General features: G+C 63.3%; 12 protein-coding genes. 5 read left to right on the plus strand and 7 right to left on the minus strand.

Annotated elements, in window-relative coordinates:
* Positions 1-6: 6 nt before the first annotated feature.
* The 4 genes from WBR68_RS23695 to WBR68_RS23710 form a co-directional block, all read right to left on the minus strand.
* Positions 7-945 (minus strand): S66 peptidase family protein, encoded by a 939-nt coding sequence (locus WBR68_RS23695; protein ID WP_230695443.1) that lies wholly within the window; start codon positions 943-945, stop codon positions 7-9.
* 264 nt (positions 946-1209) lie between these two features.
* Positions 1210-1935, minus strand: coding sequence for an RNA pseudouridine synthase (locus WBR68_RS23700; protein ID WP_050444752.1), 726 nt, complete (start codon positions 1933-1935; stop codon positions 1210-1212).
* A gap of 145 nt (positions 1936-2080) precedes the next feature.
* Entirely contained in the window at positions 2081-3235 is a 1155-nt protein-coding gene (gene ydiK / locus WBR68_RS23705) for an AI-2E family transporter YdiK (RefSeq protein WP_127184619.1), read from the minus strand.
* A 155-nt stretch (positions 3236-3390) separates the two neighbouring features.
* The gene (locus WBR68_RS23710; protein WP_050444751.1) at positions 3391-4437 is read right to left on the minus strand and encodes a DNA-binding protein; all 1047 of its coding nucleotides are present in this window, start codon (positions 4435-4437) and stop codon (positions 3391-3393) included.
* A gap of 198 nt (positions 4438-4635) precedes the next feature.
* Here WBR68_RS23710 and WBR68_RS23715 point away from each other — a divergent pair, with 198 nt between their 5' ends.
* The 3 genes from WBR68_RS23715 (at position 4636) to WBR68_RS23725 (ending at position 8872) form a co-directional block, all read left to right on the plus strand.
* The gene (locus WBR68_RS23715) at positions 4636-5715 is read left to right on the plus strand and encodes a site-specific integrase (RefSeq protein ID WP_230695419.1); all 1080 of its coding nucleotides are present in this window, start codon (positions 4636-4638) and stop codon (positions 5713-5715) included.
* A gap of 72 nt (positions 5716-5787) precedes the next feature.
* A complete protein-coding gene (locus WBR68_RS23720) occupies positions 5788-7338 on the plus strand; it encodes a sensor domain-containing diguanylate cyclase (RefSeq protein ID WP_127184622.1) in 1551 nt (516 codons plus the stop codon).
* Between the two features lie 502 nt (positions 7339-7840).
* Positions 7841-8872 (plus strand): porin, encoded by a 1032-nt coding sequence (locus WBR68_RS23725; RefSeq protein WP_127184623.1) that lies wholly within the window; start codon positions 7841-7843, stop codon positions 8870-8872.
* Positions 8873-8940: 68 nt separating this feature from the next.
* Here the strand turns inward: WBR68_RS23725 and WBR68_RS23730 are convergent, their stop codons facing one another.
* Together WBR68_RS23730 and WBR68_RS23735 are read right to left on the minus strand one after the other, a co-directional pair.
* Positions 8941-9603, minus strand: a complete 663-nt coding sequence (locus WBR68_RS23730) for a spermine/spermidine synthase domain-containing protein (RefSeq protein ID WP_230695420.1) — start codon at positions 9601-9603, stop codon at positions 8941-8943.
* Positions 9604-9842: 239 nt separating this feature from the next.
* Positions 9843-9995 carry a hypothetical protein gene (locus tag WBR68_RS23735; protein WP_164741256.1) on the minus strand — a complete coding sequence of 51 codons (153 nt, stop codon included), beginning with the start codon at positions 9993-9995 and terminating at the stop codon, positions 9843-9845.
* A 279-nt stretch (positions 9996-10274) separates the two neighbouring features.
* Between WBR68_RS23735 and WBR68_RS23740 the strand changes: the two genes are divergently transcribed.
* Positions 10275-10853 (plus strand): TetR/AcrR family transcriptional regulator, encoded by a 579-nt coding sequence (locus WBR68_RS23740; protein ID WP_230695421.1) that lies wholly within the window; start codon positions 10275-10277, stop codon positions 10851-10853.
* 28 nt (positions 10854-10881) lie between these two features.
* The gene (locus tag WBR68_RS23745) at positions 10882-11361 is read left to right on the plus strand and encodes a nuclear transport factor 2 family protein (RefSeq protein WP_230695422.1); all 480 of its coding nucleotides are present in this window, start codon (positions 10882-10884) and stop codon (positions 11359-11361) included.
* Positions 11362-11422: 61 nt separating this feature from the next.
* On the opposite strand, the gene WBR68_RS23750 is transcribed toward WBR68_RS23745, so the two are convergent.
* Positions 11423-11908: a MarR family winged helix-turn-helix transcriptional regulator gene (locus tag WBR68_RS23750; RefSeq protein ID WP_050444744.1), complete on the minus strand. Its 486-nt coding sequence runs from the start codon at positions 11906-11908 to the stop codon at positions 11423-11425.
* Positions 11909-11981 lie beyond the last annotated feature (73 nt).

The raw sequence follows: 11981 nt of genomic DNA on the forward strand, positions 1-11981 counted from the left end.
GATGCATTAGATCACCACGGCCTGATCCAGCCGCAAGCCGCCCCGCCTGGTGTCCAAAGTGACTTGCGCACCCAGCGGCAGCGTCAAATTCGGGTCGCCATGGCCGCTGGGCCAGCCTGCCAATATCGGGACGCCGCGCGCCCGAAACTGGTCGAGTATCAGCGGATACAGCAGGCCTTGGGCTTCCGCGTCGTCCATCTGACCACGCAGCCGCGTAAAGTTGCCCACCAGCACCCCCCTTACCCCGTCGAACTTGCCCGCGGCCGCCAGTTGGCCCAGCAAGCGGTCGACTCGGGGAACGGCTTCGTTCACGTCTTCCAGGAACAGGATGGCGTCGCGCGTGTCGATCTCGTTGGGCGTGCCGATCAATGCGGCGACCAGCGCCAGGTTGCCGCCCACCAGCCGCCCGCTGGCCACGCCAGGCACCAATTCGGTGGCCAGGGCATCCAGCGGAGGCGCAATCCAGGCGCCCGGGCCCAACTGCCCGCTGATCATCGCCAGCACACTGGATTCCGTGGGCTCGCGCTTGCCGGCCAGCAGATCCTGGGCAAGCATCGGGCCGTGGAACGTCACAAACCCCACATGCCGCTGCATGGCCAGGTGCAGGGCCGTAATGTCGCTATAGCCGATGAAAGGCTTGGGGTGCCGGCGCAGCAAGGCGTAGTCAAGCTGATCCAACAAACGCCAAGAGCCAAAACCGCCTTGCAGGCACCACACTGCCCCGACGTCGGGGTCGGCAAACGCGGCGTGCAAGTCCGCCAGGCGGTCGGCATCGCTGCCGGCCAGATAGTCGTAGGGGGGGGTCAGGCGGGTGCGGCTGGCGGGCATGACCTGGGCGACGTAGCCCCGCGCTTCCAGCCATTGCGCCGCGTCGTCGCTGGCGTTGAGCGCGGCCGAAGCCGGTGCCACGATCGCGATCCTGGCGCCCGGACGCAAGGCAGGCACTGGCGCGGCGCCTTTGCCATTTGGGGGCGGCGGCGGCGTGGGTTGATGAGTCTGGCCTATCGTCGGCCGGGCCGCCGCGCCAGGGCCGCTACCCGGCGCGCGGCTGGCGCACCCGCCCAGCGCCAGCGCAGACAGGCACAACGCCCCGCCCTGCTTCAGGAAGCCTCTGCGGCCAGTCTGAAGAGCCAGGGCGTGTTGGGAAGGCGGGATCATGGGGCGTGGGGTTGCGTGATTGCGGGTCGATTTGCGTTCTCAGAGCCGGGCTTAGAAGCGCTCGTAGTCCAGCCGGTACCGCCATTGGCCCACGGCCAGCCCCGCCATGGGCAGCCGCCCGATGCGGATGCGGCGCAGGGCCTGAAGCTGCAGGCCGGCGGTGTCGCACACATATTCAATGAAGCCCGGCAGTGGAGTTTTCAGGGCAAAGCGCAGATGGGTTTCGTTCTGCCAACTGACCTTCATGGGGGTCGCGGCGCGCCCTTCAAACGCCATGCCGCGTTGCAGGCGCGCCAGATCGCCTTCGCTGAGCTTACCGGTGACCTGGGCCACGTACTCTTGCTCAACCAACTTCCCTTCTTCCATCAGCTTGCGCGATATGGCGAATTCTTGCGTGTACACCACCAGTCCGCTGGCCGCGCGCTCCAGCGGGGTAACCAGCTTCAAGCCATGGAACATACGCTTCAGATAGCGCCGGCCCGAGCGGTCGCCAGGCATCAGGTTCTTGGGAATGATCAGGTCCAGGGCGGAACCCGGCTCGTTGTCGGCATAGGTGCCCGCGGGTTTGTGCACCAGCACCGTTACAGGTTTGATGTCTTCCAGCTTGGCGCCGGGCAGCAGCGCCACGGTTTGCCGGGGGGCAACCCGGGCGCCGGGCTCTTCCACGGTCTTGCCGTCCACGGCGACCCAGCCGCCTTCTATATAGCGTTCGGCATCGCCGCGCGAGCAAGAAAGGTCTTCGGCCAGTCGTTTGGCCAGGCGTACGCTGTCGTTCATTGGGCCTCCGCCTGTGCGACGGGCGTAGCCGGGGCAAATTGAAATTCGGGCGCGCTGTTTGCCAGCGCAATCGGGTGCATCGTCATGGGGAGTTGCCGGGGTGTTGCAAAAAAGCGGGCTGTGCGCCCGCGGTCTCAGGCAGATGTTACGCCTTTTCAACGGGGGAGCCCGGCGGCGTGTCAAGGGTGGATGCGATCGGCGCGTCGTTGGCCGCGTCGGCAATCCGTGGCGTCGTCGCGGGCGGAGGCACCTCGTCGATCCAGGCTTTCAGCAAGGTGGAGGTCACGGCCAGGATCACCGGGCCGATGAACAGGCCAACGATGCCGAAGGCAAACATGCCGCCCAGCACGCCCGACAAAATCAGCAGCAGCGACAGGTTGACGCCACGCTTGATCAGCATGGGGCGCAGCAGGTTGTCCAGCGTGGCCACCACCAGTGCCCAGACCAGCAGCACAATGGCCGCCAGTTTCATGTCGTTCTGAAACAGCCAGATCACCCCGCCCAGCATGGGCAGGAACGGACCCAGTTGCGCCAGGCACAGCATCACCATCAGGGCCGTCAAAATGCCCGCGGCCGGCACTCCGGCAATCCACAGGCCAACACCGCCCAGCACGGACTGCACCACCGCCGTCACCACAATGCCCAGGGCCACGGCGCGCACGGCGGCCCCCGCCAGCCGAACTGCCGCCACGCCGCGTTCGCCCGCCAGCCGGTTTGAGAAGCGCTTCACGAAATCCGCCGCCGCGTCGCCCTGGCTATACAGGATGCCGGCGATGATGATGGTGATCAGCATGTGCATGACGAACACGCCCACGATGGCGGCGTGGCTCAGCAACCAACGGGCAGCCATGGTCAGGTAGGGTTCCAGCCGGGCCAGCAGCCCGCCCGCGCCCGCGTCCGACAGCGTCTGCCATTCCTGCGCAACACGGGGCCCCGCCACGGGAATGCTGCTGATCCAGCTGGGCGGCGCCAGCAAGGTGTAGTCGGGCAAACTCTTGACCGCCGCCATGATGGCGCCGCTATGCAGCGCCAGGGTCGAAATCACCTGGTAAAGCGGCAAGACAATCACGAACAGCAGAATCAGCAGCATGACGATGGTGGCCGCCCAGCGGCGTTCACCGCAGCGCCGCTGCACCGCCAGCAGCACCGGCCAGGTCGCCACCACGATGGTGGTCGCCCAGATCAGCCCGGGCAGAAATGGACGCAGCACGTAAAGGCTGCCGACCATCAGCGCGGCAAGAATGACGATCAGAAGCAGAATGCGGGCCAGATCAACCGTGGTACGTGGATTCACCCGCAGCTCCCGGCAAGGGCAAAGCGCCCTGCATGATGGCGCATCGCGGCCGAGGGGCGGTTGCCCGTATAGGCATCGAGGATGCGATCAATTCGAAATTTATACGAAATTTGCTGGCGCTTATAGAGAAAACGATACCGGGAAGGCCGGCGTGTGCAGGACTACGGGGCAGCGGGCGGCGGGCTTTGCGTGACGGCCTGCGCCGCCGCCATCAGGTGTCGCGTCAGCGCGGCCAATTGTTCGTCTTTCTGCTGCAACTGGGCCAACAGCGCGGAAGACTGCGTGTCGGCCGCGGCCAGGCGGGCCAGTAACGCCTGCTCGTTGCCACGCGCCGCCGCCAGTGCATTCTGGGCTGACGCCACCGCCTCTTGCGCGGCGTTCAGCGCAGCGTCGTGCCGTACTTGTGCCGCCACATTGTCAGCGCGTGCGGCCTGCGCGGCAATATCGGCTTCACGCTTGGCGTCCTCAGCCTGGGCCAGGGCGGTCTGTAGTTGGCTTATCTGCTGTTGGCTGGCCGTGTGCGCCTGGTCCAGCCGCGTTTGCAATTTTTTGACCGAGCCGCGTTCGGCGTCCAGTTCGTTCAGCCAACGCCTTTCGTGCGCCCCGTGGCGGGTTTCCAGCGCCTCCAGCGCTTGTGCGTGCAGGCCGCGCATTTTTTCTGCCTCGGTCAGCAGGGTCTGCACGGCGGCCTGGGCGTCTTCCAACTGGCCCTGGCTTTGCTTGAGTTGTTCGTCGCGCTGGCGCAGTTGCCGTTCCGCCGCTTGCAGCCGTTCTTCCGTGGCCGCCAGTTGCGCCGTGGCAACCCGCAGGCTCTCCTGCAGGTCCTGTTCCCGCTTCGCCAACTGTATTTCCCGCTGCTGAAGCTGCTCGGCCTGCTCGGCCAACTGTTCACCCTCTTCCGCCAGTTCTTCCCAGCGCTGCCGATAGCCCTCTGCCTGTTCGGCGCGCGCTTCGGTCAGCGCGGCTTCCCAAAAGTGCGTGGCAGCTTGGGTAATCGGGTCGGGAATGGCGGGTGGCGCGGCGAACGCGCCCGGATCCTTGATGCGCCCGCCCAGCGCCCGAAACCACGTTTCCAGGTGCGGGCTGACCGTGTTGGGCGACCCTCGCCCTATCTTCTGGCGGACCCGCTCGATGGTGGGGCGCGCGCCTTCCAGCAGCAAGGCGTCGGCGGCGGTCCAAACGTCGTTTTCGGTAATTCCCGTGGCCATCACCCGCTTCCTTTTTTGACTGGATAAAATGCTGAATTAGTCACGATAATGGAACCTTATCGTGACTTAACAGAAATATATGTTAGATATCATACAGCATACGTATGTTTATTTATTAAATACACAAGATCCGCCTTCGACTGCCGCTGTTCGGTCGAACCCGCGGAATTTGCACCGTTCTCAGTCACTCCCTGCCCAATGCCATTGAAATTGCTGGATGCCCTGCCCCTGCTGGACCCGAATGCGCTGGATACGCAGGCGGATGCCGCCGTGCGCGGCTTGATGCGCGAAGGCAGTTCGGCCAATACCGCGGCCAGCTACCGCGCCGCCATCCGCTACTGGACGGCCTGGTTTGAATTGCGCTACGGCCAGCGTTTCGCCCTGCCCTTGCCCGAAGCCGCCGTCATTCAGTTCGTGGTCGACCATGCGCAGCGCGCGACCGATCAGGGCCTGAAATGGGAGCTTCCGCTGGCCCTGGACCAGGAACTGGTCCGCCTGAAGGCCAAGGGCCGGCTGGGGCCGCCCAGCCTGAACACGCTGCTGCAACGCTTATCCGTGCTGTCCAAGGCGCACGAGCTGCACGGCTATCCCAACCCTTGCCGCGCGGCGCCGGTACGAGAACTGCTGGCCAAGACGCGCCGCGCCTACGCCCGGCGCGGCATGGCGCCGGCCAAGAAGGAAGCGCTGACCCGTGAACCCCTGCAAGCCCTGCTGGCCACCTGCGACGATACGCTGCGCGGCGTCCGCGACCGCGCGCTGCTGCTGTTTGCCTGGGCCAGCGGTGGCCGCCGCCGCTCCGAGGTGGTGCGTGCCACGCTTGAAAACACCCGCCGCACGGCCGACGGCTTTCTCTATACGCTGACCCAGTCCAAGACGAACCAGGCGGGCGCCCAACGCCCAGGCGACCAGAAGCCCATCGTGGGCTTGGCGGCCCAGGCGCTTGCGGCCTGGCTTGCGGCGAGCGGTATCCGCCAAGGCCCGATCTTTCGCCGGGTGCGGCGCGGCGATGTCGTCGGCGAGCCGCTGGCCCCCGCCGCCGTGCGCGCCATCGTGCTCGAGCGCTGCAAACTGGCGGGCCTGGAAGGCGAGTTTTCGGCGCACAGCCTGCGTTCCGGGTTCGTCACGGAAGCCGGCCGTCAAAACGTCCCCTTGGGCGACACCATGGCCATGACCGGGCACGCAAGCGTGGCCACGGTCATGGGCTACTTCCGCGCCGGCGCGGCCGTGCAGTCGCCAGCCGCCCACCTGCTGGACGACCCTGACACCAAACCCCTATAGATACGCGCCGCATTTGCCGTTAACCTCGCGTCGCTTTGTCGTCCTTTCCAGATAGCCCGCCGTCCATACCCCATGCGAATCAACTTACGCGGGCTTGTGCTTGCGCTTACCGTCCTTAGCGCCATTGCCGCCACGGCCAACGCGCTCTACGCCAGCTACCTGGTGCAACGCGACCAGCTCATTGCCAATACGCTGGAATCCAACCGGGTCTACGCGGCCAAGTTGGCGGAAAGCACCGGCCATTTCCTGAAGTCCGCGCAGCAGCAACTGGCCTACAGCGCTCGCCATCTTGCCAGCCAGGTCAACGCGCCCGCCGTGCTGGCCGCCGAGGTCGCGCGCTTGCGGGAACAGGCAAATGACTTCAATTCGGTGGGCGTCATCAGCGCCGACGGAGTCATCCTGGCCACCACACAAACCTTCGCCAGTTTCGTGGGCACGCGGGTGGATAGCCCGGGCAGCCGCGCGGCGTTGCAGGCGCGTCAACCGCTGATCAGCAAACCCTATGTGTCGATCGCGGGCAACATGCTCGTCAATTTGTCGCACCCGATCCACTCAAACGACGGCCGCTACCTGGGTTATATCGCCGGCACCATCTATTTGCGCCACGAAAGCGCGCTGCAGGAACTGTTGGGCAAGCACCATTATCAGGACGGTTCTTCCCTGTACGTGGTCGACCGCGATGGCCAATTGATCTATCACGTGGAAACCGCCCGCATTGGCGAAAATGTCATGCACAACCCAGTCGTGGCAGCCGTGACGCGCGGTCAGTCCGGCGCGCAGCGCGTGGCCAACACGCGGGGCGTGGACATGTTGGCGGGCTACGCGGCCGAACCGCTAAGCGGGTGGGGCATCATCGCGCAACGTCCGGCGCACATCACCCTGGAACCGATCTATGAATTGACCTGGGCGTTGATCCGCTACGCGGCGCCGTTGGCGCTGGCGTTTCTGTTGGCCATCTGGTGGTGCGCGCGCCTGATTTCATTGCCACTATCGCAATTGGCCACCAATGTTGAACACCATGACGTGGCCGTCGCCATGCAGCGGGTGCAGTCGGTCAAGGCCTGGTACTTCGAGGCTGAACGCTTGAAGCGCGCGGTGATGAGCAGCTTTTCCACCCTGCAGGACAAGATCGGCAAACTGAACCAGGCCAACATGACCGACCCGCTCACGGGCTTGCGCAATCGGCGTGGCACGCAGGAGGCCGTGGAGCAATGGCAAACCGGGGGCACGCCGTTTGCCGTCGTGGCGCTGGACATTGACCACTTCAAGCGCGTGAATGACACGCACGGTCATCCCAAGGGCGATGACGTGATCCGGGGCATGGCGGAGCTGATGCAGGAATGCTCGCGCCCGTCCGACGTGCTGTGCCGCAGTGGCGGCGAAGAGTTTCTGATGCTTCTGCCCAACGTTGGCATGAAGGAAGCCGCCCAGGTTGCCGAACGCTTGCGCCTGCACACCGCTGACCGGCCCCTGCATGGAGTGGCCGGCATCACCGTGTCGGCGGGCGTTGCGCAGTGGCCATCTTGCGGCGCCGAGATCGATGGGGTCTTCCAGGCGGCCGACGCGGCCCTGTATGCCGCCAAGGAGCAAGGGCGCAATCGGGTTGTGATGCACATCGCATAGCCCTTTCGGGGCTGGCGCCGCGCCGCTATCTTGCCGGCTACGCCGCTCCCACGGGGTTAATCCGTCCTATAGCGGCGGATTAGCGCCGGACTGGTGTTTACCACCACTCATATTCGTAGTCGTCTTATTTGATTAGGCGGCAACACTCACCATAATGCGCCCATGTTGATTGCGATGTTAATTACTAATCGCCAACAGGCCCGGCCGGCCGTCGCTCTTTAGAGGTGGTTCCTTAGACGTCGCTTCTTGGCGGTCCGCTTAAATCGGCTTGCCTCGAGCGGTCCGCTTTGGCTGTCCCACTTTGGGTGTCCCACTTTGGGTGTCCCACATTGGGTGTCCCACTTCGGACGCCTCGTTCGCTCGCCGTTCTTTCCACCGCTTCAATCGCGGTCCTTTTCGCCGTTATCCATCCTCCTTTTCCACCCTCCTTTGCGACCCGCCTTCTGGCTGGCCGTCGGGGATCCTTTTGTCCAACGCAACACAACCATCACATGGGGTAATCATGAAAGCAGCTAGCATCAAGCGCGGCGCGCTGGTCATCGCCTTGGCGGCCTTGTCCGGCGGCGCCGTCCATGCGGCCACCAACAGCGTCACGCTGTATGGCGTCCTCGACACGGGGCTGGCCTTCGAGCGGCGGCACAACAACGCAGACGACTCGTCCCATTCGCAGGTTGGCATGCGCGATGGCACGCAGTCCGGCTCCCGCTGGGGCCTGCGCGGCGTCGAAGATCTGGGCAACGGCTACAGCGCGGTGTTCCGCCTGGAAAGCGGCTTTCATCCGTCGAACGGCACGCAGGGCCAGGGCCGTCTGTTCGGGCGCTGGGCCTATCTTGGGCTGGTTGGCGGTTTTGGTGAACTGCGCGCCGGACGCCAACAGCTGTTGAGCGATAGCTGGGGCGACATTTCATCCCCCTTCGGCGCCTCTTGGGGCGGCGCCGCGTCTTCAGTCACATCCGGCTATAACGATGGTGACTTTGGTAAAGGCGGTCGCGTCAACAATGCCTTTATCTATCGCACGCCGGTCTGGAACGGATGGCAGGCGGGGCTGGGCTACAGCTTCGAGGCCCACGACAACGATCAATTCGCCACCGCCGACCACGACCGTGTGTGGACGGCCGGTTTGCGTTACCGCGCCGGGCCACTATCCACCGCCCTGACTTATGAACGCCTGAACCCGGACGCCAGCGTGCCGGGCAAGTTGAACTCCCGCAACCTTCAACTGGGCGCGGCCTATGACTTTGAATGGATCAAAGTGCATGGGGGTTACGGCAATTTGCGCAATCCCAACGAAGGGCCGTCGGCCGGCGTCAGGCGTGTGAACTCGTTCGTGGGTGGCGTCAGCGTGCCGCTCAATGGCAGCAGCAAAGTGTTGGCCGCCTATCAACGCGCCACCAGTTCGCACATCAAGGGATGGGGCCTGGGCTATGAATACGACCTGTCCAAGCGCACCAACTTTTACGCCCTGCTCGACCGCGTAGACGAGCGCCAGGCGCACACGCTGCAATCCGTGGTGGGCGTGCGCCACCGCTTCTAACGCTTCTAGCGCTTTTAACGTCATGCCCCGGCTGCGATGGCGGCTGGGGCATGGCGCCGTGTATTGCTCTACACCAGCATGGGCCAATAGGTGGGCGCCAGGCACAACCACATCTCGGCGCTCATGGCGTCGGGCTTGCGCTTGGGCAGGCGGGTGCGGCGCTTGAGCGTTTCGCCCCGGCAAGCAAACACAATGCTGTGCGCGCAAGACGTGTCGCTGACTTCAATGACCGAACCGCAAAACTGCTTTTTGATACGGCCCAGGTAGGTGCTGAACTGAAAGTTGGACGCGTGAAAGTTGCACACCATCATGCCGCCTGGCGCCAGGGCATTGAAGCAACTGTCGTAGAACCCCTCGCTGGCCAACTGTTCGGGCAGCCCGTTGATGTCGTAACCATCTACCAGAACCGCGTCATAGTGGTCTTGATATTGCTTGATCAGCACCGCGCCGTCGCCTTCCAAGACACGGAAACGGTGATCGTCCCTGGGCACATGAAAGGAATCGCGCAGGGCAATAACGTGTGGGTTGATTTCATACACATCGATGCATGTGGATGGCAGATGCTGGTAGCAGAATTTGGCCAGCGACCCCCCGCCCAAGCCCACCATGGCGATGCGCCGCGGCGTCGGATTGAACATCAGAAACGCCATCATGATGCGGGTGTATTCCAGATTCAGCGCCGACGGGTCTTTCGTCCACATGCGGCTCTGGATTTCTGCGTGCGAGAACATCAACGACCGAGACGTTGTCGTGGCGTAGACGAAAGGCCTAACTTGGTGATTGCTTGCTGTGTTTTCAGGCATTCCAAAAGCTCACTGGCTAAAGCATGGCGATGCGCGCAAAAATGGCGCGCAAAAAAAACGGCGCGCACAAGGCGCGCCATTCGAGCAGCTAAGAAGCAGATCCGGGGTGACGCCCGGATCTGCCAGCAGCGTGATTCATGCCCGCGAAGGCGGGGCCGCTGCCAGGGTTATTTGGATGACCGCGATTTGTCGCTGTCTTTAGAAGCGTCGGAATCTGCGGCGACGGCGTCGATGTCAGAGTCCTGATTCGCGTCAGGGGCTTTCCAGTCAAGGGGCGGAACTTCGAAGCGCCACTTTTTACCGACCAGTTGATGCGACATGAGCGTTCTCCTATGCGTGGTGCTTGGCTACCCCCGCCAAAGCGATGCACCGCCGGTTCAAGCGTGCCAGAAATGCCCGATGCATTGCGGGGGGCGGGCATTCCAAGAAGTCAGGCGGCAGATCAAATAGTTGTTTTAATTTTGCCGTCAATTAAAAGATCTTAACATATTTATGACTGAAATAGCAAGCAGATGCCTCTGATCCAAGCAGATTCTTGACGCGGGAGAATGATCGTTCTATCATATGGCCATCTCATGAAGAACGATCGTTCTCCCGCTATGAACACTGCAACGCCAGATGCCCTGACCCCCACGCAGGAACGCCTGCTTCGGGCCACCGAACACCTGATCTATCAGGGCGGCATCCATGCCACCGGCATGGACCTGATTGTGAAGACCTCGGGCGTGGCGCGCAAAAGCCTGTACAAGCACTATCCGAACAAAGACGCACTGGTGGCGGCCGCCTTGCAAGCGCGCGACGAACGGTGGATGCAATGGTTCATCGCCGCCACCACGCGGGCCGCCACGCCCCGCGAGCGCTTGCTGTCCGTCTTTGACGCCTTGCAGGAATGGTTTGAGTCCGACGGTTTTCGCGGGTGCGCGTTCATCAACGCGGCAGGCGAAATCAGCGACCCGGCGCACCCCATCCGCGCGGTGTCCCGCCTGCACAAAGCCCGCTTGCTGGAACACGTACTGCATTTGGCGCAAGAGGCCAGGCTGCCCGATCCTGACGAGGCCGCGCGCCAGTTGCTGGTGCTGATCGACGGCGCGATCGCGGTGGCGCTGGTCTCGGGCGATGTGTCCATCACCGCCAGCGCGCAACGCGCCGCCGCCGCGCTCTTTCCAGCCAACCCCTGACTTCCCTCCCCTCGACAAGGCCCTGACGATGACACAGCAACCCGAAACCCGCCCCCCGCTGCCGCCCTTCACCCTCCAGAGCGCCGTGCAGAAAGTCCGCCTGGCCGAAGACGGCTGGAACAGCCGCGATCCCGACAAGGTGGCGTTGGCCTACAGCCTGGATACGCAGTGGCGCAACCGCGCCGAATTCGTCAAGAATCGCGAAGAAGCGCGTGCTTTTCTGGCGCGCAAATGGGCCAAGGAGCTGGACTACCGGCTGATCAAGGAACTGTGGGCGTACACCGACAACCGCATCGCCGTGCGTTATGCCTATGAATGGCATGACGATTCCGGCAATTGGTTCCGTTCCTACGGCAACGAAAACTGGGAGTTCAGCGAAGGTGGTCTGATGGTCAATCGCTACGCCTGCATCAACGACCTGCCCATCAAGGAAGCCGACCGAAAATTCCGCTGGCCGCTGGGCCGTCGCCCCGATGAGCACCCGGGCTTGTCGGAATTGGGCTTGTGAAGGCCAGCCTGACAATGCGTCAGGCCTCGTTATTCATGGGCCTCGTTATCCATGAGCCTCGCTATTCATAGGCCTTCAACAATTTTCCAAGCAGGCGGCTCAATTGTTCTTGCTCGGCCGCGGTCAACGGCGACAGCACTTCTGCTTGATTGCGCAGGTGCGCCACTACAGCCTCGTCGATCAGCCTGATGCCCGCCTTGGTCAGCATCACCAGCGTGGCCCGGCCGTCGTCGGGGCTGGGCGTTCGCACGACCCACCCCGCTTTTTCCAGGCGGTCGATCCGGTTGGTCATGCTGCCCGACGAAATCATGGCGTCTTCGTACAGCGCAGTGGGCGTCAACGCATAAGGTTTGCCGCTGCGGCGCAAGGTAGCCAGCACGTCGAATTCACCAGGCTGCAAGCCGAATTCCGCAAAAAGCGGATTGATGCGGTCGCGGGTAATGACCAAGGCACATTCGCCCAAACGCCCCAACACACGCATCGTTGATACGTCCAGCTCGGGGCGTTCGCGGTTCCATTGCGCTACGGCGCGACTTGCTCTGTCCACGGGACTCTCTCCTTTTATCTTGACGTCAAGATAAAATCAAAATATCTTGACGCCAAGATAGTCTACCGGAACG

It is taken from the genome of Achromobacter sp. JD-1 (genome assembly GCF_038594925.1).
GTDB classification, from domain to species: Bacteria; Pseudomonadota; Gammaproteobacteria; order Burkholderiales; family Burkholderiaceae_B; genus Achromobacter; species Achromobacter spanius_C.

Coding starts and splice junctions, on each gene's coding strand:
- WBR68_RS23700 (WP_050444752.1), bottom strand. CDS start 1,935: ATGAACGACAGCGTACGCCTGGCCAAACGACTGGCCGAAGACCTTTCT.
- WBR68_RS23710 (WP_050444751.1), bottom strand. CDS start 4,437: ATGGCCACGGGAATTACCGAAAACGACGTTTGGACCGCCGCCGACGCC.
- WBR68_RS23715 (WP_230695419.1), top strand. CDS start 4,636: ATGCCATTGAAATTGCTGGATGCCCTGCCCCTGCTGGACCCGAATGCG.
- WBR68_RS23720 (WP_127184622.1), top strand. CDS start 5,788: ATGCGAATCAACTTACGCGGGCTTGTGCTTGCGCTTACCGTCCTTAGC.
- WBR68_RS23725 (WP_127184623.1), top strand. CDS start 7,841: ATGAAAGCAGCTAGCATCAAGCGCGGCGCGCTGGTCATCGCCTTGGCG.
- WBR68_RS23730 (WP_230695420.1), bottom strand. CDS start 9,603: ATGTTCTCGCACGCAGAAATCCAGAGCCGCATGTGGACGAAAGACCCG.
- WBR68_RS23735 (WP_164741256.1), bottom strand. CDS start 9,995: ATGTCGCATCAACTGGTCGGTAAAAAGTGGCGCTTCGAAGTTCCGCCC.
- WBR68_RS23740 (WP_230695421.1), top strand. CDS start 10,275: ATGAACACTGCAACGCCAGATGCCCTGACCCCCACGCAGGAACGCCTG.
- WBR68_RS23745 (WP_230695422.1), top strand. CDS start 10,882: ATGACACAGCAACCCGAAACCCGCCCCCCGCTGCCGCCCTTCACCCTC.